Here is a 23,839-nt window from a genome sequence, read left to right as displayed (position 1 = left end):
TAAGGATATAACTCCTTATTTTGTGCTTGTCTCTAAATCTCTTATCAGCACTAATATTTCATTTACACTTATAGTATATCACTTTTTTAAAAAAGTGTCCATGAAACTGCTCTTTAGTTATTAAACTTAAAGGTCAAATCTATTTTTTATATAACATTTCTACGTGAGGAATATCATCTTCTAAGTACTCCTCTGATACTTGTTTAAACCCAAGACTTCCATAAAATCCTTTTATATAAACTTGACCAGATAATCTAATTTCAGTAGAATTAAGTTTCTCTTCTATAAACTTAATAGCTTCTAACATGATTTTTCTACTTAGACCTTTATTTCTATGAGTCTCCTTAACTAATACCCTTCCAATAGATATCTCATCATAAGAGATTCCCTTATTAACTATTCGCAAGTATCCTACTACTTCATTTCCTTCTTCTACATACAAGTGATATGAATTATAGTCCTTATTATCACAATCTTGATAAATACAAGTTTGTTCTACTACGAATACTTCATTCCTTACCCTTAAAATCTTATACAACTCTTCTGTGGTTAATTCATTAAATTTCTTTATTTTAATTTCCATAGCCTACCTCCATAAAATAAATTTAACTAATCTTCTTCCCATTGTCTAGTCCTTGCTACAGCCTTTTCCCATCCAGCATAAAGTTTTTCTGAAGTCTCTTTATCGCAGTTTGGCGTGTAAGTCTTACTAGCAAACCACTTCTCTGCAATTTCTTCTTTACTCTTCCAAAAACCTACTGCAAGACCAGCTAAATATGCAGCCCCTAAGGCCGTAGTTTCAGATATTATTGGTCTAGTAACTTCTTGACATATAATATCTGACTGGAATTGCATCAAAAATCCATTTCTACTTGCTCCTCCATCTACTTTTAGCTTTTCAATTCTATAGCCAGCATCCTCAGACATGGCATCAATAACAGCCTTTGATTGATAGGCTATAGACTCTAAGGCAGCTCTTATAATATGATTTCTATTAGCTCCACGGGTTAATCCAAAGATAGCTCCCCTTGCATACATGTCCCAGTATGGTGCTCCAAGTCCTACAAAAGCAGGAACTACATATACTCCCCCATTATCCTCTACCTTATTAGCAAAGTACTCGGTATCCACAGCATCAGTTATCATTCTTAATTCATCTCGAAGCCATTGGATAACTGCTCCTCCAACAAATACAGAACCTTCAAGAGCATACTGAACCTTTCCATCTATTCCTATGGCAATAGTAGTTATTAATCCATTTTTACTTCTAATTATCTCATCACCTGTATTCATTAATAAGAAGCATCCTGTACCATAAGTATTTTTAGCACTTCCCTTTTCAAAACACGCCTGACCAAATAAAGCTGCCTGTTGATCTCCTGCTATTCCAGCTATAGGAACTCTAATTCCTCCATTTCCACCTAAGTTAGTGTGACCATATACCTCTGAGGAATTTTTAACTTCAGGTAACATAGATTTAGGAATCTGTAATATATCTAATATTGTTTCATCCCACTTTAATTCCTTAATGTTATATAGCATAGTCCTTGAAGCATTAGTATAATCTGTAACATGAACTCTCCCATTAGTAAGCTTCCATACTAGCCAAGTATCTACAGTTCCAAATAAAAGGTCTCCTCTTTCAGCCTTTTCTCTAGCTCCATCTACATTATCTAAAATCCATTTAATCTTTGTTCCGGAAAAATATGCATCAATTAATAATCCTGTATTTTCTTTTATATATTCACTAAAACCTTGATTTACTAACTCATCACATATATGAGCTGTTCTTCTACATTGCCATACAATTGCATTATATATTGGCATCCCTGTGTTTTTATCCCATACAATAGTAGTTTCTCTCTGATTAGTTATTCCAATAGCAGCTACATCTTTTTGTGATATATTACACTTTGCCATAACCTCTTGAAGCATAGAGTACTGACTACTCCATATCTCCATAGGATCATGTTCTACCCATCCTTCTTTAGGATATATTTGTGTAAATTCCTTTTGACTCACCCCTAATATGTTTTGTTCCTTATCAAAAATTATAGCTCTAGAACTTGTAGTTCCTTGATCTAATGCAATTATATAATCTGCCATTTTAATCCTCCATCCATAAATTACTTAAATATCTATGTTTAAACAGAATTCTTTGCTTCAGAGGGAGTCTTTACTCCCTCTGAAGCTTAGAAATCGTTATCCAGGGACGTAACAGCTCTTTACTCCCACTTTGAAGAAGGTGGGAGTATTAGAGCTGGTAGTCATCGGATAAAATCATTCTTATAAATAATAAAAAGGCACATAAAACTAGCATTCTAGTCTTATGTAGCCTCTCTCATCACTCTTAGCCTACATAGCCCAAATTTCCTCTTTTGTAGTAGATACACAGGTTGCTCCTGATTTTAAAGCTGTAATTATTTCTTCCTTACTTTCAATAAGTCCTCCAGCGACTATAGGTTTATTAGACTTTTCTGCAAGTTTTTCTATAACCTTTGGTATAACCCCTGGTAATATCTCTATAGCATCACAGGCCTCTCCTAGATGCTTTATTGCATTATTTAGTGAAAGAGTATCAAAGATAAATACTCTCTGTATTGCTAATAAGTCATAAGCCTTGGCATATTTAATTACCTGAGGTTTTGTACTTATTACGCCTTTAAACTGAGTTTCTTTCTTTAAGTACTTTATTCCAACTTCTCTATTAGTAATACCATCTACTAAATCAATATGAACTATACCTATCTTATTTTTAGAATTTATCTTTTCACTTATTTCTTTAATATTAAGTATATCGCCAAATAGGACAAATATTACCTGAACATCTGAATCTAGTACTATATCTAGTTCACTCTCATTCTTAACTGCTGCTATTATAGGATTTTCCTCTAATAACTTTATTAAATCCATACTTAACTCCCTTTCGGAACTGTTTTAACATGTTTTTTTAATTATTACATGTTTAAATTTTTTTGTCAATTCAGCTAAAATTTTATTTTGATAACCTCAGAAATTATAATTAAAGTCATCATCACTTAATTATATTCATCATTAAGTGGTTCTGTTGCTTTAGAGTTTCTTATACAAACGATATATTGAAAAAAATCTAACATGCTTGCTTCTAGCTCTTTACCATCAATACTATTAAACATTGGTGTTTCTGAAAAAGGTGTATTCTCACCCGTTAATTTATAAATATTTAAATTGCCTTCCAATAAATTATTAGTTTCCTTGATTTGTGGATAAACAACATGGAGCTCATTGGTGGTATAGCCACCATCTCCTGATTTAGCCATTCTCTCACAACTATCATAATTATATATCACTGTCAAAATCTTATCTTTAAATATTGAGTCATCAGAATTTAAATATGCAGCAAACCACATCTTATCTTTTTCTTTACTTTGAAATGTATGGTTAAGTCCCCACTGTCCATAATATTTCCCCTTAGGTAATTCCTTTTGAAGAGTTTGAAAATTTTCATATATCATTTTATCTCTAGTATTATTCCAATCCACTTGATCTTCAATATGATTATCTATATTCACTTTATTTAATATGTTCAAATTTGCAAGGTTAAAACCAGTAAAGTTTTCTCCAAGATACTCTCTATACATATCTTCCTTATTTTCTATATCCTTTTGCAATTCCTTTGAATATTGAGCAAAAGTTTCATCAAATTTATCTAAATCATTAAATGTACTTTTAATCCTATCTATTACTGCTTTTACTTCTTCAGGAGCTTCCTTTTCTGGTAAAATATCTACTATAAACCTATAGGCATTAATTGGTTGATGTTCTATATCCACACCTATAACCTCTATTCTACTCTCTTTAGGTAGAGTATTATTATACTCATATAATTTCTTCCAATGGTTATAACCATCTTTATTCCATCCAAATGTTCCTTTTAGTGGCTTATATATATCTTCTAATATTTTTATATCCCCAGTATCTAAATACTTATTTATAAAATAAGCATCGCTATAGGGAAGTTCACATAAATAGTATTTAAAATCTGTTTTTTCTTTAAAATATTTTAAGAATTTCATGTTTAATTGTTCATTAGTCTTAGTGCCATGAAGCTCTGCAGTAAAAAAGATTTCCTTTCCCTCTATATCTGAATCCATAATGTCTAAATCTTTAAATTCACTTTCATCTTCTAAATCTATAGCACTATAGTTTTCTTTTAAATACTCTTGCATGATTTTTCTATTCTCAGGTGATTGTTCTAAACTTTTATCAGAGAATTCAATTGAACGCTCCTCTTTCTTACATCCAGTTAATAATATACCTAGTATTAAGAAAATTGACAGTAATCTTAGACTAATCCTTTTCATAAAATTTTCTACCCCTTCAGTATAACAATTTAATAAGTAATATAATCGTTAATAAACGTATACATTTTAAGCTTAATAGGTTGTTAGGATAAATAATTATACCTTGCCTACTAACACTGGCCAATAATCTAATAGAGCATGTACTAAAATAGGAACTATCAAAGAATTACTCTTTTTATATAATAAAACAAATATTGCCCCAACCGCAGTGTATCCTCCAAAAGTTGATATAATAGCACTGAAAGATTGAATACCTGAATAATTATTTAGAATAATTGGAAGAGTAGCATGCATAGCACCCCACATCATACCACTAATTATGACAGCTAAATAGGTAGGTAGCTCTTTATCTAATTCTGTAAATAAGTATCCCCTAAAAATAAACTCTTCTACAAATCCTATAGTAATTAGAAAAAATAATGGTTTATATATACCTGCTAGTGAGAAATCACCTTTAATAAAAAATATTCCTATATAAATTGCAAATAAAATACAAGCAACTATTTTGCCATTTCTCGTTGTTCCAGTTATATTTAGTGATTGTTTTTTTCTAAGCATAATTGATATAATAATTATTACAATAAGTAAGTTAGCTAGAAAATCACCTAATAATTGTATCCCAACATTTGATATAGTGATGTTTTTAACACCTATAAGTAAATCATTATTATAGAAGTATTTTACTAGGAAAAAGAAATACACCATATATATACCTATAAGAGTTATGGGATATATAATTTTTTTATTAATTTTCATCTAAAGTCTCCCCTTTTTATGTATTTTATAATTTAAGTTGGCTTAATTCCAGTGTTGTCAGTTAAAAATAGCACATAAATTTAAGTTACAGCTTAAGTTGAATTTTTACCATGACATGACTTAAATTTATATGAGATTCAATTATTAGATCTAAATTGCTAAACCCCACCTCAGTTTATTATGGATTTTAAATTATCAACTTTTATAAACTTAAATATGTTTTTAATTAAAAAGTATAATTTTTATAAATTAAGTATATGACTTCCATATAAGAATAGTCAAGGCATCCTCTCATTAACTTCCCTTTGCAATTTTTTCTTATACCCCTTCTCTTATTCTTAGCTTCTCGTCTTCCACATTTCTGGCATCCCACTCCATTTGAACCTTTTATACAACTAGGATTAAGCCTTTTAGATAAAAACTACATTGTAATGTGTATATCTTTTTTATTAGTAACCCATCAATCTCAAAGACCATAGGCTACACCTTTAGATATATGTTATGTTATTTTTTCAATAATAGTAATAAATAACTCTCACTAAAATATATTTATCCCCATATTATATATGGTAAAAATTTTTAAGGAGATATGCTATGGAAGCTAAGAATATATATAAAGCAGATTTACCTTATCCAGAAATAGATTGCACGGATAAAAATAAATCTTATGTACACCTAATACAACTTAACTATGCTGGTGCTATTTCAGAACTAACTTCTGTAAATCAATATATATATCACAGCCTAGCTATGTCTGAAAAATTTGAAGATGTATCCCATTGCTTAAAGGCTATAGCTATGGTAGAACTGGAGCACCTAGAAATCTTGGGGAAACTTATCATAGCTCTTGGTGGAAATCCTAGATTTGAAATTAATAAAGGACATTGGTCACCTAAATTTATTGAATATGGCTCAAATCTAGCCTCCATGCTTCGTGAAGATATAGACGGTGAAAAAGCTACCATTAGACAATATAAAGAAACTATAAAATTAATTAAAGATGAAAAAGTTAGGGAAATACTTGAAAGAATAGTAAAGGACGAGGAAGTTCACATTAAAACTTTAGTTTCACTTTATAATGAGGTCTGTAGAAGAAGGTAGGCTACTGCTCTGAATTAAAAAGAGCCTATTATAGAATGTATATAATCACTCTGTAATAGGTTCTTTTTCATTAATCAAAATACTCTTCTTTTTAATTTCAGCTTATGCTAACCCTATTGCTAGAAAAACAAAATATAGTAATATCAAAACAATTGTATTATTACCAATAAAAATATCCAAGATACTTACTATTATGCAATATAATCTACCATAATTAAATATTTTTTTGGATATCTCCTCATGTTTTTTCTTACTTATATTTTTATATCCATTTCTGTACAACAATTTAACAATTTTTGTAGACATATAAAAAATATTACACCAAAAATTATAAGAAATATTTTAATTCCTATAACCATTTTATTCCTCAGTCTAAAATAATATTAATTTCTATTCATTTTCATTAGAATAATATTTGCAAAATAATTAATGTATTTTGCAAATATCAATGAAGTACCTACTGAAAATAATGCAATACCAATAATCAATGTAATCTGTTTATCTCCTCCAATAAACCCTACAACAATACCAATTATGCCCAATAATATAAGTATTATTGAATAAATCATATATTTTTTAATGCTAGCCTCTTTTACTGCTTCTTTACTTTTAATTCTCAAAATAATAAAATGCGCAATACCACTAAGTGCTATATATAATATTAACATAATTGGCCACGACCATTGAAATTGTATTGCAATACCAACAGATATTATTCCTGGAAGTAATGCTTCAAATATAACTCTGATTACTTTCATGCTATCTCTCCTAGATTCTATAGTGTAAAATTGTTAAAATTTAGAGTTGCGTTTGGAAATAATGGGTTGCTGAATGTCTTATTAATCCCTGAATTTTTACTCTACATCCATTAATTAAAAATGCGAATATACATTTCCCAAAACTTCTGGAAAAGCACCTACTGTTTATTTCTTTATTACTGCTTTAGATATTTAGCAAATGCATCTATACTACACATAGTTTTGATTATTCCATTGAATAATTAGGGTAAAATTATATACGAACTTATAAGGGTGGAAATCAAAGAAAAAACAAGCATTGAAAGTACTAAAATTAGCTTTTTCCTAATATTCAATTTTGTTTTCTTTATCTTATATTTGTTCTTCTTATATTTAAAAAACTCTGGCAGACTAAGTATTATCAGTAATGTTATGTATGTTTGAACACCTAATACCCTAGCTTTCCATGGAGTAAAAATACAATTTTTAAGATAGCCAAAAATAGTCAAAGATAAAAAACAAATAAAGCAAAATAAATATACAATTGACATTATATTTTTAAAATACAATACTTCATTGAAATCATCCTTATTAATATTATCACTATCTCATAAGTGTATTGAAAACATAAGTTCATAAAAACAGTAGAAGGTAAAAAAACAAGTTAAAATTACAGTAAATCCTGATAAATAATTCATATTATGATTTTCCTCCTCCACTTAATCTAATATAAATGAGTCTTTAAAATCACTAAAAGTCTTACCATACATGTAGTAATTTATATTACCAAAACATTATCTTATTCTTTATTACTAGAATATATTACATATGTTATCCCTAGTGACATCCCCAATGCAATTGAAAAGCTTTTAAGAAAATCTACTCCCCCTGACTTAAATAAATAGTCAGAGCCTATACCAATAATAAAAAAAATCACTAATAACTTCATAAACACAATAATTTTTTCTTTCACAATTTTATACTCCATTTCATACATAATATTTACTATACTAACTATTTTATTGTTTATAGCTCTATAAATGAAATAAAATATCTATTACCTCTTTAATAATGCCACAACGGCAACTTCTATAAATTCCAATTCCTAACGCTATGGCTCCAACTATTGTTAAAGTTATTCCTAAAGTAGCACTTACCCCATCTTGAAATGCAAAATAAAAACATCCTATTCCTATGAATATAAACACTAAACAAGCCAGTACTTTTTTCATAATACATACCTCACAAATAAATATATGATTTCACTTATAATATATAAACTCCTTAGATTAACTAAATTTATGAAATTATCATAATGTAATAATAATATTATAAGACATGGGGTTATATATTATATGAATAAAAAAAGTCAGAAAAGAACTAGACTTAAATACTAATATTTAATAAATAAAAACATTCAAAAAACCCACAAACTCCCACGGTGCCAACAACTAGTTAACTAGTTAAAAAGTTATATAGTTACCTAGGATCATATTTAACTAGTTTCATAGTTTAAAATATGACTAGTTTCCTATATAAAATTTCGTATATTTAAATAGTTTAATTTTCTTTAATCTTCTCTCGTTGTACGAAAAATGAAGATATTATACTTGTTAACATTCCAACTACAAAAATACCAACGAGTACTCCTGGTACTGGCTTCTTGAATACAACAAATAATAACATTATTATCAATACTGTTATTTCTATAGAAAGACCTAACCACATTACTTTTTTCATTATCTTTTTTCCTCCTTTCAATGGCTAAACTACTAAAATTAAGTTTTTCCTAATGTTAAATTTTGTTTTCTTCATCTTATTTTTTATTATCTATACCTAAACAAATAACCCAAAATATTATATACAAAACTGTGAAAAGCCCTATTATTGTAGTACGCATAGTATCTGTAAATGCAGAATTTGAACATATATAAGCCAACACACTATTTCCAAATACTACTACAACTAAATGCTCTGTACTATCTGTTTTCTTACCATTTTTTAAATGCTTTTTTTTATAGAAAATTTGTGATAATAATACAATAATATATGGGATTAACATGATTATTACTAAATCCATGCTTATAACTCCTTTATACATAATTTTAATCATTATAAAACATAAAGCAGAGAAAACGGATTTCTTGTAAGTTTCAAATTAAACAATCCTTGACCTCTGACATATCTAGCTAAACTACTAAATCTATCTCCACTTAAAGGGTATTGATTTTTATATCCACATTGTAACCTATAATCAGTTTATTTTATAGAAAAATGCACAAAATGGTATATTCTGTGCATGAAATTCCAATTAAATAACAAAATTGGTGAACAAATAATCTTATTCTGCTACGTAGTCTTCAACAGCTTGAATTATAACTTCTCCCTTTATAGATAATGGAGCTATTACACATATGTCCTTCCTAAAAATAATTTGATAGTTTTCAAATTCGTATATCTTATTACCATTTTCTTCATTTACTAGTTCTAAATGTTTAGTCATATCTTTTAATGATGTTTTACCCTTTTGAAATGCATCTTTTATTTCTATTCGATTTGCAAAAAAATCAATAAAGTATGCTTCTTCTAATTTATAGGTATATATCTTATAATCATCATACTCCCCAATAAAATCGATACTTTCATTCTCTTCTATACTTATACATAGATTATTGCTTACTGCTTTATTATTATACTGCTGATGATATGCCGAGGTTAGTATTATAACTAATCCTGCAAATAGCAATGCACATATAACTGCTATTGCAATCAATAACTTAACCATGGTTGAATATTTTTTCTTACATTTTTTAAAATAATGTACTTCCTTGGTATTGTTTTGCTTCTCTTTATCTGTAACAGACATAGGTTTTATCATTTGCTGAAATTCTTTATTACAATCTTTACACTCTTTTAGATGCTCTTCTATATCTTTACATGTTTCATCACTTGTCAAATCATCAACATAACTTGGCAATAAATCTTTTACTATATAGCAATCTAATTTCATTTTGTTAGCTCTCCTTCCATTAACTTCTTTTTCCCCCTATAGAACATTACCCTTGCATAGTTCTCTGATTTCCCTATTATTTCACCTATTTCTGCAAAAGATAGATCACTAGAAATTCGTAAATAAATAACCTCTTTCATATTATCATCTAATTCCCGCAATTTCTTATAAAAGGCTAACTTATCAAATTTATTCATAACCTCATAATTTAGATCATAAGAATCCATTATATCTATTTTTATTTCTTCCATTGAAATAGTTTCACATTTCTTATTCTTTTCAAGGTGTTTGTACCAAACATGTTTAGCAATCTGACAAAGCCATACAGAAGGCTTACAATCCCCACGATATTTATTAATAGTTTTCATAGCCTGATAAAAAGTTTCCTGTGTTAGCTCTTCTGCTAAATTATCATCATGTATCATAGATAATAAATAGTAATACACCTTTTTCCCATGGCTTTTATAGTACACTTCTATATCCTCCACATTTTCACCTCCTATTAGTAAGTCCGTAAAATATTAATTTCGTTACAAAAAAATTAGACGATAAATTCTAGTTCCTACTTTATCGTCTAATCTTTTACTTATAAGGATTATAAACTTACTGCTAATTAACCTTAATATCACTACTTTTTACCTTCATAGAGTTTTGTTCCTGGTAAGATTACCTTAAAACAGTCTTCTGCTCTAGAGTTTATAAAGGTCACATTTTTTTTGAAAGGCTTTTTTATCCTTCCAAATCCACCTTCATTGTTTAAAAATCTTTTATTTTCATCTAGTGTTACTAGTTTTTCATAAAGCCACATATTTCTTCTATTATAGTTAATTCTTTTTCCTGTGGAATTGTTCTGTATCATTTGTCCTGGGCTATTAACTATTGTACTATTTCTAGATATCACCACTTCTATAACTCTATCTATGGAAGAATACTCCCTATAAAGCACTGCATTGTTTATTGCCTCAACTATAGCTCCTATAGGATAATTCTTAGGTAATATTTTTCTTAATATATCTTCGCTTTTATCTATCATAGATAAGAGATTACCTTGTACAACATTTACTCGGTCTTTTCCCTTACCTAAATTATTAGTTATTCTAATCATGTTTTGAGGTATGCAAAGGCTATTGTTATCAGAAAATACTAAAAGACCACCCAAGGTACATTTCTCTTCTCCAGTATCCTTATCTGTATATGATATTCCTGCACTTCTCATAAGAAATTTTTCATTAGAGCTATTAATAACTATACCTTTTTTATGAAAATAGTTTTTTACTATTTCCATATTTATAAGATTTATATCACTTCTCACCACTTGAGAAGTTTCAATAAAAAAGTCTAAATTCTCCTCAAAGGCTTCTACTAGTTCCTGTTTTCTCATAGTATCAGTGGTAGAGCCTCTTCTGATATAAAATGCTCCATTCTCCTTAAGTTGATATGGCTTTTGTTCTCCATCATATATTGTAATTATACAAATCCTTTTTTTACTTATATTATACTCATCTACAGAGATTGGGATTGGTGGCTCACATCTAGAAGATATTATTTGTTGTACTTGTTCTTCTGTGAAAACTTCACTTTCATCTAAGCCTATTAACTCTTTTGTTTTATCCTCAATACCTACAACTATATATCCTCTTCCACCCTTTGAATTAGCAATGGCACAAACATCCTTAGCTAGTTCCTTTTTACCACTTTCAAAATCTAAGGAAAGCTTTTGTTTAAAATCTAACTTTAATCCTTCTTGCCGTTTTATGATAGACAGTATTTTCTTAATATCCATGATCTCACCTCAATTCTCTATATTAATATAATATTAAAAAGGATCCATATATGACTTTATAAACAGATAAGATTTAAGGAATATATCTATTAATACTAACGCTTATGGAGCTTAATTTTAATTATATCCTTTATAATATTAATAGCCTTCTCCTTACTATCATTATTATCTATAGTAATATGAGCATATTTTTTATAGAGCTTATACCTTTCTTTATGTAAGTCATATATCTTTTCTTTTCCTTCTTTTAAAAGAGGTCTATTTGATATATCTAAAGTTTCTATTATTTTTTCTGGTTTTCTGTCTATAAATATTATACATCCACTTTTCCCTAAAGCATCCATGTTATCTTTTCTCTTTATAACGCCACCCCCTGTAGCTATAAGAGTATTTTCTAGTTTAGAAACCTGTTTAACTGCTTCTGTTTCCCTATCTCTAAAGTATTCTTCACTAATGTTAAACATTTCCTTTATGGTCATATTGTTTTTTTCTTCTATATATTCATCTAAGTCAATAAAATTTATTTCTTCATCGTTACTAATTATATTACCTAGACATGTTTTTCCACATCCTGAAAGACCTATTAATATGATATTATTCAAAACTCTTCTCCCTTCTAGAATACCTATATATTATTCTACTGAAGCATCATATCTAAAATAGCAATGGCAGTGACACACTCCACCACTGGCACTGCTCTTTGTACTATACAAGGATCATGTCTTCCCTTAATTTCTAAAATATCATCAGTTTTCGTATCCATATTTACAGTTTTCTGTGGTAAAGCTATAGATGGCGTTGGTTTAAATGCTACTGAAAATGTAACTGGCATTCCACTAGTAATTCCACCTAGAATCCCCCCATTATTATTAGAATAGGTTTTTATGTCCTCACCTTCAATATAGTACTGGTCATTTGCCTCACTACCTCTTAGTGTTGAGATGTTAAATCCTTCTCCAAACTCTACTCCCTTAACTGCTGGAATAGAAAAAAGCATATGGGATAATACACTTTCTACTGAGTGAAACATTGGACTTCCAAGTCCTACTGGTAGGTTAATAACAGCTCCTTCTATAACACCGCCAATAGAATCTCCTAAAGCTTTAACCGCTAAAATTTCTTTTTTCATTTCTTCGGAAATAATCTTATTTAATGTAGGAAATCTATCCTTCCTCAATTCTTGTAATAATTCTTTTCTTATATTTACTTTGTCAAAGCCATGATCTTTTATCTTTCCAATAGACTTTATATGTGCACCTATATACACATCATATTCCTTTAAAATATCCTTACATATTGCTCCTGCAAAGACTAAAAGAGCTGTGAGCCTACCAGAAAAATGTCCACCACCTCTATAGTCATTATATCCTTCATATTTAATCATAGCTGGGTAATCACAGTGGCCTGGCCTTAGCTTTACCTTAAGCTCTGAATAATCCCTAGATTTAGTATTATTATTTTCAATTATGGCTGATAGTGGTGCCCCTGTAGTTCTTTCTTCAAAAATTCCACTTAAAACCTTAGGTATGTCTTTTTCTACTCTAGAAGTAGACAATGAATCTTGACCTGGTGCTCGTCTTCTCATTTCTTCATTAACAAAATCAAAATTTATCCTATGCCCTGCTGGTAATCCATCAATTATAACTCCTATGGCATCACCATGGGATTCTCCAAAAACTGATACTTTTATTTTATTCCCTATAATTGAACTCATTACCTTCACCCCCTAATTTAAAATAATCCTTAAAGAAATTAGGATAAGACTTCTCTACGGCACTAGGATTATTTATGATTACATCACCCTTAGCTCTTGTGGCTGCTATGGCCAAGGCCATTACTATTCTATGATCATTGTGAGAATCAACTTCTCCACCCTTTAATTCATTAACACCTGATATTATTAAAGAATCTTCTAACTCTATTATATTTGCTCCTAGTTTATTTAACTCTTTAGTTATAGCATATAGTCTATCACACTCTTTAATTCTTAGTCTTTTAACATTTACTATTTTAGTTTCACCCTCTGAAAGGCTAGCAAGTACCGTAAGAACTGGAACTAAATCGGGACAATTAGAGGCATCTATTTCTATGCCCTTAGTCTTAGAAGGGTTTACTTTTATACCTTCTTCACTTTCTTCCATATTACATCCCATAGCTTCTAAAATATCTAATATGACCTTATCTCCTTGAAGAGAATCCTTATTTAGACCAGAACATACTATAGAAGAACCTAATGCCCCTGCTATTAAAAAGAAGGCTCCCTGAGAATAATCTCCCTCTACATAATAGTTTCTACTATTATATTTTTGCGCTCCTCTAATATTAAACTCTTCATAATTATTATTTTCTATCTCTATGCCAAAATCCTTTAAAATATCTAAAGTAAGATCTATATATCCCTTAGATTCTAGTTTTGTAGTTATCTGAATTCTAGAATTACCCTCTAAAATGGGAAGAGAAAACAGTAGCCCTGTTATAAATTGTGAGCTTATATCTCCCCTTACTCTATATGTACCACTAGTAAGTTTTCCGCTTACCTTCAAAGGTAAACCGTCCTCTTCCCTTGAATATTTTATACCCTTTTCTTCAAAGATTTCATAATATGGTTCTAGTGGTCTTGAAATTAACTTTCCTTCTCCATGAAATATATAGTCACCATCTTTGGTTAAAGCTAGTGGAATTAGAAATCTTAGAGTTGAGCCAGATTCTCTGCATCTTAAATCTAGTTTCTTTTCATAGGAAAACATCTTTCTTCCATCAATATATAAGTTTTGATCTTCAATATTAACAACTGCTCCAAGCTCCTTCATTATCTCCATAGTAGCTTCAATATCCTTAGAAAGTTGTATATTATCCACCCTAGATATCCCTCTACTTAGAGCAGCTGCAATTATCCCCCTATGCCCTAAACTTTTAGAAGAAGGAACAACTATATTCCCTTTAAGTAACTTGGGTTTTATTATAATTTTATCCATAGCTTTTCCTCCTAAATAAATTTTTCTAATTCTTCATGAGTAACCTTATGAAGAAAAACCTTACCTATGTCTTCAATAAGAATAAGGTTTATAAAATCTCCTATTGTCTTTTTATCTACTGAAATAGCATCAATAATATCTTCCCTGGTCTTTACTTGGAAATCATAGGGCAAGTTAAATTTATCTAGTAGACTTTTTATTCTGTTAGCAACTCCATCCTTACATATATTTAACTCCTCACATCTAAGGGCTATAGAGTACATCCCTATAGCTACAGCTTCTCCATGAGAAACACCCTTATAATTTTCAAGCTTTTCTATAGCATGGCCTATGGTGTGACCAAAATTTAAAATCATTCTCTCTCCTTTGTCCTTTTCATCCTGCTCTACTACCTGTTTTTTTATACTACAGCATTTATATATTATATCTTCTATATATTCAAATAAAGCTTCATAGCTTTCTATACTTTCAAACTTTTCAAAGAGCTCATTCTCCTTTATTAATCCATATTTTATAGCTTCACCTAATCCATCATTTACATATCTCTTTTCTAAGGTTTTAAGCACCTGAGGATCAATATATACTGCCCTAGGATGATAAAAATTACCTATTAAGTTTTTTCCCCTAGGTAAATCTATAGCAACCTTACCTCCTATAGATGAATCGATTTGGGCAAGTAGTGATGTTGGAACTTGAACAAATGGAATTCCCCTTAAAAGAGTAGCTGCGCAAAAGCCTGCTAAATCTCCAATGACTCCTCCCCCTAAAGCTATAATTAAATTTCCCCTATTTAGCTTAAAATCTAAAAGTTCATTATATAGCTTCATTAAAGATTCTATTGATTTACTCCTTTCACCAGGTTTCAAAACCACCTTTAAAACTTTAAAATCATTATCCTCTAAAGACTTTTTAACTATATCTCCATAAAATTTATCTACATTTTCATCAGTAATTAAAGCTATTTTATTTCCTTCATATATCTTTGAAATCTCTTCACCTATACTGTTTATAATTCCTGATTTAATGAGAATTTCATATTGATTATTGAGAAGGTTTATTTGTAAATTTCTCATAATTATCTTCCTTAAATCCCACTAATACTTTATCTCCATCTATAAGTATAGGTCTCTTTACTAACATTCCATTAGTAGAAAGAAGTTCTATGGCTTCATCCTTTGACATGTCTTTAATCTTATCCTTTAAATTCATTTCCTTATAAAGCTTTCCTGAGGTATTGAAGAATTTCTTAATCTCAAGTCCACTTTTGTCAAGCCATAAAGCTAACTCTTCCTTCGTTGGGTTATTCTCCACTATATGTCTATCCTGAAATTCTATGTTATTTTCAACAAGAAATTTTTTTGCCTTAATGCATGTAGTACACTTTGGATACTGAATAAATAATATGCTCATATATGTTCTCTCCTTTTATTTTAAATAGTTACTTACTGTTATTATAAAATATTTATTACTAATTATTATACATTAATGAATTATATTTTCACATATGAATTCATTAATAGAAACCTATGTATTAAATTACTCCTTTTATATTATATATATTGTGAATTAATATATATAGTGTAAAATATAATATAATGTTACATATACATTACTGTGTATATTTTATAATTTTAATTGGGGGATTCTTATGAAATTTTTTAACACACATTCCGTTATGATTGAGGAAGCAAAAAAAGCTAAACTGAAACACAATCCATTTCTCAACTTACTTATATCCTTAGTTCTTATTTTAGTAAGTCAATTTATACTTGTGATTCCTATGGCAATAATAGGTTTTATAAGTGTGATTAAATCCAATGGATTATCTATGACCATAGATAATGAAACTTTAACTCTTATAAATTTATTTGGTACTGGATTTTTAATTATACTCTGTATTTTATATTGCAAGTTTAGTGAAAAAAGAAATCTTCGCTCCATGGGGTTAATAAAAAAAGGTGCTTTTAAAGAATATGTCATTGGATTAATAGTAGGGCTTGTTATGTTTAGTGCTGTTGTATTGATTCTAATGATTTCTGGACACTTATCCTTTGTTAAGGTTACTCTGTCTTCTCTTCCTCTAATTATTATTTTCTTTATTGGTTTTATGATACAAGGTGCCAGTGAAGAATTTCTATGTAGAGGCTTTTTATTAACTTCAATTGCTGCTAAAAATGGAATTATTCTCGGTATTATTTTGAACTCCTGTTTATTTGGGTTTCTCCACATTTTTAATTCAGGATTTTCTATACTACCAATGATTAATATTATTTTAGTTGGTATATTCTTTTCCGTTTATGCCTATCGTACAGATAATATTATTGGAGTATGTGCAATTCATACCATGTGGAACTTTGCTCAAGGTAATATATATGGAATTCTTGTTAGTGGAATGAACATAGGACCTTCTATTTTGAAAGTTAATAGTTTTAGTGACTCTTTACTATCTGGTGGTAACTTCGGAGCTGAGGGTGGTCTTGCTTGTACAATTGTATTAATTATATCTACATTGCTTGTGGTATTTATTCCCAAAAAATCTATTTCTACATCACCAAGTGAATCATATTAAATTATATTATATTATAAGGAGGCTTTTATGGAGACTTTATTTGCTTTTATTCCTATGCTAATTATTTTACCCATAATTTTATTGTTTTGGGGTTTAGGTATTTATGCACTGGTACTTATCATTAAAGCTTTAAAAATTTATATTAATAAAAACTCATAATGTATCTAAATTATAGAAGACCATATCATAACTATGAAATGGTCTTCTAATTTTTTATTCTTGAGTTGATAACTTCTTATAGTTATTATATCTTTCCATAGCATCTGCTTCTGTCTTTGCAAATAATTCCTCTGCTACTTCTGGAAATACCTTGGCTAAAGATGCATATCTAACCTCACCTAATAAGTAGTCTTTAAAGCTTCCATTTGGTGCTTTTGAATCTAAGGAGAATGGATTCTTAGTTCCTTTTAAATCTGGATTATATCTATATAAAGTCCAATATCCACACTCTACTGCTCTCTTCTGTTCTTCTTGTGAATAAGACATTCCAGCTTTAATACCATGATTAATACATGTAGAGTAAGCTATTATTAATGATGGTCCATCATAAGCTTCAGCTTCTGAAATAGCTTTTATAGTCTGATTTTTATCTGCTCCCATGGATACTTGAGCTACATATACATAACCATAGCTCATAGCCATCATTCCTAAATCCTTCTTCTTAGTTCGTTTTCCTGATGCTGCAAACTTAGCTACCGCAGCCGTTGGAGTTGATTTTGATGATTGACCTCCTGTATTAGAATAAACTTCTGTATCAAAGACTAATACATTTACATTTTCTCCTGATGCCAATACATGGTCAAGGCCACCATATCCTATATCATAAGCCCATCCATCTCCTCCAAATAGCCATTGAGATCTCTTAACAAAGAATTCTTTATCTTCTAGTATCTTCTTAGCTATTTCACTATTTTCTTTCTGAAGAACTTGGGTTAACTTAGTTGCTCTATCTCTTGTACCTTCACTCTTATCTATGTTATCTAACCAATCCTGTAACACAGGCTTAGCTACCTCTGAGATATTGCCACTTAGAGCTTCTCTTATATTCTGTGCAATTCTTTCTCTTATGGTTTTAACAGCCATAAACATTCCAAAACCATACTCAGCATTATCTTCAAAGAGTGAGTTAGCCCATGCTGGTCCATAGCCTTCTTTATTAGGTCTATAGGCTGTTGAAGGTCCTCCAGCTGCCCAAATTGATGAACAACCAGTAGCATTAGCTACCATCATTCTATCTCCAAATAATTGAGTTACAAGTTTAGCATATGGAGTTTCTCCACATCCTGCACATGCACCTGAGAATTCAAGGAGAGGTTGCTCAAATTGACTACCCTTCACAGTATTTTTGTTCAATGGATTCTTCTTGTTTGCAACTTTTTCTACAACATAATTCCAGACTTCTATTTGATCATGTTGGCTATCCTGTGGTTTCATAACTAAGGCTTTTTCTTTAGCTGGACAAACCTCTGCACAGTTTCCACATCCAGTGCAATCTAAAGGCGTAACTCCTATATGGAAAAACATTGGAGCTTCTGTTTTAAGACCCTTGGCTTCTAGCAACTTCATATCCTTTGGAGCATTTTCTTTTTCTTTTTCATCTAATAGAAAGGCTCTAATAGTGGCATGTGGACATACATATGAACATTGGTTACATTGAATACAGTTCTCTGAAATCCACTGTGGTACATTTACTGCTATTCCTCTCTTCTCAAAGGCAGTAGTACCTGCCATGAAGGTACCATCATCTACTCCCTCTCTAACCAATGTAGAAACTGGAATATCATCTCCTTCCATCCTATTCATTGGTTCTACAATATCCTTAATAAATGCAGGATAATCCTTCATTATATCTAACTTATCATCCTTAGCATCCTTCCATTTACTTGAAACTTCTATTTTAGCTATAGAATTTATTCCTGAATCAATGGCAGCATGGTTCATATTTACAACTTTTTCACCCTTCTTACCATAGGAAGTTATAACTGCTTCTTTTAAATATTTTACTGCATCTTCAATAGGTATGATATCTGCTATCTTAAAGAAGGCAGCTTGCATTATCATATTTATTCTTCCACCTAACCCAATTTCTTGGGCTATTTTAACTGCATTTATGATGTAGAGCTCTATATTATTTTCTGATATATATCTTTTTAAGTCAGCTGGTAATCTATCTTCCAAATCTTTTTCTGTCCATTGAGTATTTAAAAGGAATTTTCCACCCTTCTTTAATCCTTGTAATAAGTTATAGCTATATACGTAGGATTGGTTATGGCAAGCAACAAAATCTGCCTTGTCAATGGTATAGTGAGATTTAATTGGTTTATTACCAAATCTTAAGTGAGAAACAGTTATTCCACCTGATTTCTTAGAATCATAAGAGAAATATCCTTGAGCATACATATCTGTATGATCTCCAATAATCTTTATAGCACTCTTATTAGCTCCAACGGTACCGTCAGAACCTAATCCCCAGAACTTACACGAGGTTGTGCCTTCTGGCGTAGCATCTATATCCTCCTTTGGCATTAGTGATGAGTTTGTAACATCATCAATTATTCCTATGGTAAATCTATCCTTAGGTTTATCTTCTTTAAGATTTTCAAATACGGCAGCTATATGAGCTGGAATCGGATCCTTTGAACCAAGTCCAAATCTTCCACCTACTACTAATGGAGCATTTGCTTTTCCAAATAGTGCTCTTACTACATCTAGATAAAGAGGTTCCCCTATAGAACCTGGCTCCTTAGTTCTATCAAGTACTGCTATCTTCTTAACTGTACTTGGCATAGCTTTTATAAACTTCTCTATAGAGAAAGGTCTATAAAGTCTTACTTTTACAAGTCCTACCTTTTCTCCCTTATCTCTTAGATAATCTATAGTTTCCTCAACTACTTCAGATACAGAACCCATTGATATGATTATCCTATCCGCATCCGGTGCTCCATAGTAATCAAAACAGTGATATTCTCTTCCTGTTAGTTTTGTTATTTCACTCATATAATTTTCTACTACAGTAGGTATATCTTCATAGTATCTATTAAGTGATTCACACATTTGAAAATACAAATCAGGATTTTGAGCAGTTCCCCTTGTAACTGGATGATCTGGATTTAAAGCATTTTTTCTAAACTCATCAATAGCATTATAGTCTACTAGTTTTGCAAGTTCCTCCTGCTCTATAACCTCAACCTTTTGTATTTCATGGGAAATTCTAAAGCCATCAAAGAAACTAAGAAATGGCATTCTAGCCTTTATAGCACTTAAATGTGCTACTGCTGCTAAATCCATAACCTCCTGAACAGAGCCTTCTGCAAGCATTGCAAATCCTGTTTGTCTTGTAGCCATAACATCTTGATGGTCACCAAATATACTTAAGGATGACGTAGTAAGAGCTCTAGCTGCAACATGTATAACTCCAGGTAATCTTTCTCCTACCATCCTATACATGTTAGGTATCATAAGTAATAGACCTTGTGATGCTGTATATGTAGATGATAGAGCTCCTGCTTGTAAGGAACCATGTAATGCTCCTGCTGCCCCTGCCTCAGATTGCATCTCTACTACTTTAACAGGATGACCAAATATATTTTTTCTCCCCTTAGCGGCCCATTCATCTACTAGCTCAGCCATAGGTGTAGATGGTGTAATTGGGAATATAGCAGCTACTTCTGTAAATGCATAGGATATATGTGCTGCTGCTGTATTACCATCCATAGTCTTCATTTTTCTCATGTTATTACCTCTTTTCTTACAGTTTAAATATATTGATATGAAGGTATTGAGACATATATCTAATGCCTCAATAGCCTTTTGTTACTTTGCTCTAAGTTATAAATCTTTAATTTTTACTCTTATACCATTTATATGTTGAGCTAAATAAGTGGATATTATGTATAGCATTAAAATTTATTAAAGACTTATTACTTAACTATAAGAAAATGAGGCATTCACAAAACAGAGCTATCTATTTTGTAAAAGCCTCATTGGTAAAACTATATAATTTTTAATACTCTATATTGTAGGTTCAACACTATTCATGGACCAACCATCATTTCTTACGTCATGTATATCTATAAACTCATCCTTCTCTTCTATAGCCTTAAGCCTCTTTACTACTCCATAAGGCTCCTTTAAAGATAATTTATATCCTCTGCCTGATATTATCCATAAAGTTCTATAACCTTTTGGAGTAACCTTTAAGTTATCTTCACCTTTACCATCAGTAAAGTATATAAGTAAGTTAGTGTCAGTGTTATTTATATATTCAAATACAGGAGTAAACTGTGTTCCTCCCCCTTTAGTAACCCTTTCTCTTATATCCTTTACAGACTTAACCCTATATGTTCTTCTAATATTGCTATCACACTCTATTATAGTAACTTCACTATTATAATTTTTTACTATTGAAAGTACTTCTTTCATAGCTTGCATAAACTCAGCATCACTTATACTTCCACTTATATCTATAGCTACAGCAATTTTAGCCCTATGACCTCTTAACTCCCCTTTTAAATCTAATCTATTAGGTTGTCTTCGACTTCTTCTTGTTACAGTTTTCTTCTTACTACTCTCTAAGGTTCCCATTATTTTTTTTAAATAAATATTCCATGGGATTTCATTTTCACTTCCCTTTAAAGTGTTTAGCATAGCTTCTATCTCTATTGGAAGCTTTCCTTTACTAGAAAGCTCTGCAAATTTCTCCGTAAAAGACTTCAGAGTTTTATCATCTATATCATCAGATTCATCCCAGGTATCATGAGTCTTTTTAGGATCATATTCATCCTTAGTATCACCTTTAGAATCATCCTCTTCTCCTTCTTTGTCCTCTTCTAACAAATCCAATTCTCCTTGAATTTCTCTCACATAGTACTCCATAGAATTATATGGTTCTAACTTCAAATTATATTTTGTATTTACCCACTCTAAGGTAGTTGCATAGGCAGGTAAGAAATTAACATATTGATTTGCAACTATGTCCATAGCCATATTAACAGCTAAGGTACTGTATTTTTTTCTTAATTCCTTTGCCCTTACTAAATGTAATGCTAAAATATGATGTATTTCATGTTTTATAGTCCCTTGCATCTGACTCAAATTAAGTTGTAAAAATATAAAAGGATTAAAATAAACAATATATTTAGCTCCCTTAAAACTTATGGCTGTAGGTGTAGCTATATCATATCTTATTTCTCTTTTTACCTGAAATAAAAAGTATCCATAGAAATTTTCCTTATCTTCCATCATGGCTAGATTTACTCTATCTACTAGTCTATAAAACTCCAACTTTAAGTCTTCTGGCATATCTACTACAAATTTTTCGCCATCTCTTCTGGCTTTAAACATCTCTCCACCATTAACTATATTAGTTACCCTATTATAAAGCTCAACCCTTAATTCTTCAAAATTCTTACTCATGCCTATCTACCCTTTTATCTCAGTATAAGTTGCAAAGTAATTCTCTACAAAGTCTTCATTTTCTAATATGAAATTATATATTTTTTTTTGACTTTCTCTCATATCCTGCATAATTCCAATCATCAAATCTACTGGATAAAAGCTAAGAAACTCTACAAATCTATCTATAACTCTCTTTATAGCTGCTACTTCTAGCTCTTCAACTTTGCTGCTAATATAATTTATCATATTACTTCCTGTTAAATATAATCTAGTGTGGCTCTCATTGGATATCCTAATTTTAACCTGCTCTGATAAAACTTCTTCTTCAAATACTTCTTCTGGAGAAATTAAAGCAGTATTATCCGACTCCATAAAATCCATAAGTTGCTCTGCAATAATTCTTCCAAGATTCCCCCTTAAAACATTTAAAAATACTCTTCTTGGTATACTATCTTTATTTTCTTTATATAACTTATAACTTTTAGACACTCTTTCAAAGCTTCGTGGGGTAGCCCTTATATCATCTTCGTTAATACTGTGTAGATGCTCTGGAAAAGTAGATATGAATTCTATTACTTTTCTATCAACTTTATTTTCCGAAGCCCATTTAATCCAACCCTTTGCATCACTTTCCATGTTAAGCCAAACAAATCGATTTTCTTGGGCAGCATCCATATCTACTACTTGATAATCAAAGTCTGAGCCGTATTTACTGGATGGATTCATTGCAGCTAATATCTTTACTTTATAATGAAGCTTATATCCATTTATCTCTCTATTTAATATCAAATTCATAAGCTCTTGTTGTACACTATGCTCACACCTATTTATTTCATCTATAAATAAAAGTACATCTTTACCTTCTAAAATAAGATTATCTATTTCTCTAAGCTTTGTATGAATAGCATAGATAGTTGTCTTTTTACTTACTACTCTTCCATGTTCATCTTTAATAGTATATTCTTCCACTGTAGGGAGTCCACCTATTTCACCCTCCTTTAAAAGGTTTCCATCTATAACAACTAAACTCCATTCTCTTTGTCTCGCCAAAGTCTTTGCAAGAGCAGTCTTGCCTATTCCACTCTCTCCTACAATAAGAGGTACTTCATTAGTTTCTATTACAAGCTCTACACTTTTTAATGTATCATTAAAGTTCATTTGCATTATC

Annotated in this window: 24 protein-coding genes; 3 read left to right on the top strand and 21 right to left on the bottom strand. The window is 30.4% G+C overall.

Annotated features, from left to right (window positions below; translation table 11 throughout):
- Positions 1-139 precede the first annotated feature (139 nt).
- The 5 genes from B3086_RS00875 to B3086_RS00855 form a co-directional block, all read right to left on the bottom strand.
- A complete protein-coding gene (locus B3086_RS00875) occupies positions 140-583 on the bottom strand; it encodes a GNAT family N-acetyltransferase (protein ID WP_346848761.1) in 444 nt (147 codons plus the stop codon).
- Between the two features lie 26 nt (positions 584-609).
- Complete coding sequence (glpK, locus tag B3086_RS00870) at positions 610-2,106, bottom strand: glycerol kinase GlpK (protein ID WP_346892619.1); 1,497 nt, start codon at positions 2,104-2,106, stop codon at positions 610-612.
- Positions 2,107-2,355: 249 nt separating this feature from the next.
- Positions 2,356-2,913, bottom strand: a complete 558-nt coding sequence (locus tag B3086_RS00865) for a glycerol-3-phosphate responsive antiterminator (RefSeq protein ID WP_150845407.1) — start codon at positions 2,911-2,913, stop codon at positions 2,356-2,358.
- 125 nt (positions 2,914-3,038) lie between these two features.
- Positions 3,039-4,343 carry a hypothetical protein gene (locus B3086_RS00860; protein WP_346879833.1) on the bottom strand — a complete coding sequence of 435 codons (1,305 nt, stop codon included), beginning with the start codon at positions 4,341-4,343 and terminating at the stop codon, positions 3,039-3,041.
- 96 nt (positions 4,344-4,439) lie between these two features.
- The gene (locus B3086_RS00855; protein WP_346879832.1) at positions 4,440-5,099 is read right to left on the bottom strand and encodes a CPBP family intramembrane glutamic endopeptidase; all 660 of its coding nucleotides are present in this window, start codon (positions 5,097-5,099) and stop codon (positions 4,440-4,442) included.
- Between the two features lie 594 nt (positions 5,100-5,693).
- Between B3086_RS00855 and B3086_RS00850 the strand changes: the two genes are divergently transcribed.
- Positions 5,694-6,200: a ferritin-like domain-containing protein gene (locus B3086_RS00850; protein WP_346879831.1), complete on the top strand. Its 507-nt coding sequence runs from the start codon at positions 5,694-5,696 to the stop codon at positions 6,198-6,200.
- Positions 6,201-6,583: 383 nt separating this feature from the next.
- Here B3086_RS00850 and B3086_RS00845 read toward each other — a convergent pair whose 3' ends face one another.
- The 13 genes from B3086_RS00845 to B3086_RS00785 all read right to left on the bottom strand — a co-directional run bounded on the left by B3086_RS00845 (position 6,584) and on the right by B3086_RS00785 (position 16,115).
- Positions 6,584-6,958 carry a hypothetical protein gene (locus B3086_RS00845; RefSeq protein WP_346848754.1) on the bottom strand — a complete coding sequence of 125 codons (375 nt, stop codon included), beginning with the start codon at positions 6,956-6,958 and terminating at the stop codon, positions 6,584-6,586.
- Between the two features lie 778 nt (positions 6,959-7,736).
- Complete coding sequence (locus B3086_RS00840; protein ID WP_346848752.1) at positions 7,737-7,910, bottom strand: hypothetical protein; 174 nt, start codon at positions 7,908-7,910, stop codon at positions 7,737-7,739.
- A 61-nt stretch (positions 7,911-7,971) separates the two neighbouring features.
- Positions 7,972-8,169 (bottom strand): hypothetical protein, encoded by a 198-nt coding sequence (locus B3086_RS00835; RefSeq protein ID WP_346879830.1) that lies wholly within the window; start codon positions 8,167-8,169, stop codon positions 7,972-7,974.
- 328 nt (positions 8,170-8,497) lie between these two features.
- Positions 8,498-8,677, bottom strand: coding sequence for a hypothetical protein (locus B3086_RS00830; RefSeq protein ID WP_346879829.1), 180 nt, complete (start codon positions 8,675-8,677; stop codon positions 8,498-8,500).
- Positions 8,678-8,753: 76 nt separating this feature from the next.
- Positions 8,754-9,017, bottom strand: a complete 264-nt coding sequence (locus tag B3086_RS00825) for a hypothetical protein (protein ID WP_346879828.1) — start codon at positions 9,015-9,017, stop codon at positions 8,754-8,756.
- Positions 9,018-9,278: 261 nt separating this feature from the next.
- Positions 9,279-9,947 (bottom strand): zf-HC2 domain-containing protein, encoded by a 669-nt coding sequence (locus tag B3086_RS00820; RefSeq protein WP_346879827.1) that lies wholly within the window; start codon positions 9,945-9,947, stop codon positions 9,279-9,281.
- Positions 9,944-10,435: a sigma-70 family RNA polymerase sigma factor gene (locus B3086_RS00815; protein WP_346879826.1), complete on the bottom strand. Its 492-nt coding sequence runs from the start codon at positions 10,433-10,435 to the stop codon at positions 9,944-9,946. The genes B3086_RS00820 and B3086_RS00815 overlap by 4 nt, the downstream gene beginning before the upstream one ends.
- Positions 10,436-10,575: 140 nt before the next feature.
- A complete protein-coding gene (locus B3086_RS00810; RefSeq protein ID WP_346876309.1) occupies positions 10,576-11,730 on the bottom strand; it encodes a helix-turn-helix domain-containing protein in 1,155 nt (384 codons plus the stop codon).
- Positions 11,731-11,825: 95 nt separating this feature from the next.
- Positions 11,826-12,332, bottom strand: coding sequence for a shikimate kinase (locus B3086_RS00805; RefSeq protein WP_346879825.1), 507 nt, complete (start codon positions 12,330-12,332; stop codon positions 11,826-11,828).
- A gap of 35 nt (positions 12,333-12,367) precedes the next feature.
- Positions 12,368-13,444: a chorismate synthase gene (gene aroC / locus B3086_RS00800; protein WP_346879824.1), complete on the bottom strand. Its 1,077-nt coding sequence runs from the start codon at positions 13,442-13,444 to the stop codon at positions 12,368-12,370.
- Positions 13,422-14,705, bottom strand: a complete 1,284-nt coding sequence (aroA, locus tag B3086_RS00795; RefSeq protein ID WP_346879823.1) for a 3-phosphoshikimate 1-carboxyvinyltransferase — start codon at positions 14,703-14,705, stop codon at positions 13,422-13,424. Before aroA ends, aroC begins: the two co-directional genes overlap by 23 nt.
- Before the next feature lie 11 nt (positions 14,706-14,716).
- The gene (gene aroB / locus B3086_RS00790) at positions 14,717-15,778 is read right to left on the bottom strand and encodes a 3-dehydroquinate synthase (RefSeq protein ID WP_346879822.1); all 1,062 of its coding nucleotides are present in this window, start codon (positions 15,776-15,778) and stop codon (positions 14,717-14,719) included.
- A complete protein-coding gene (locus B3086_RS00785) occupies positions 15,747-16,115 on the bottom strand; it encodes an arsenate reductase family protein (protein ID WP_346879088.1) in 369 nt (122 codons plus the stop codon). The genes aroB and B3086_RS00785 overlap by 32 nt, the downstream gene beginning before the upstream one ends.
- Positions 16,116-16,353: 238 nt before the next feature.
- Here B3086_RS00785 and B3086_RS00780 point away from each other — a divergent pair, with 238 nt between their 5' ends.
- Complete coding sequence (locus tag B3086_RS00780) at positions 16,354-17,274, top strand: type II CAAX endopeptidase family protein (RefSeq protein WP_346876303.1); 921 nt, start codon at positions 16,354-16,356, stop codon at positions 17,272-17,274.
- Positions 17,275-17,301: 27 nt separating this feature from the next.
- Positions 17,302-17,433: a hypothetical protein gene (locus B3086_RS00775; RefSeq protein WP_346892617.1), complete on the top strand. Its 132-nt coding sequence runs from the start codon at positions 17,302-17,304 to the stop codon at positions 17,431-17,433.
- A gap of 54 nt (positions 17,434-17,487) precedes the next feature.
- Here B3086_RS00775 and nifJ read toward each other — a convergent pair whose 3' ends face one another.
- From nifJ to B3086_RS00760, 3 genes are all read right to left on the bottom strand, one after another.
- Positions 17,488-21,006: a pyruvate:ferredoxin (flavodoxin) oxidoreductase gene (nifJ, locus tag B3086_RS00770; protein WP_346892615.1), complete on the bottom strand. Its 3,519-nt coding sequence runs from the start codon at positions 21,004-21,006 to the stop codon at positions 17,488-17,490.
- Positions 21,007-21,285: 279 nt separating this feature from the next.
- Complete coding sequence (locus B3086_RS00765) at positions 21,286-22,689, bottom strand: VWA-like domain-containing protein (protein ID WP_346879821.1); 1,404 nt, start codon at positions 22,687-22,689, stop codon at positions 21,286-21,288.
- Positions 22,690-22,695: 6 nt separating this feature from the next.
- Entirely contained in the window at positions 22,696-23,829 is a 1,134-nt protein-coding gene (locus tag B3086_RS00760; protein ID WP_346876300.1) for an ATP-binding protein, read from the bottom strand.
- Positions 23,830-23,839: the final 10 nt, after the last annotated feature.

The sequence above is a fragment of the Clostridium sp. UBA871 genome, from assembly GCF_002295255.1.
Taxonomy (GTDB): domain Bacteria; phylum Bacillota; class Clostridia; order Clostridiales; family Clostridiaceae; genus Clostridium_J; species Clostridium_J sulfidigenes.
Note: the sequence above shows the minus strand (reverse complement) of the source record. Positions and strands in the feature narration are given on the sequence as shown.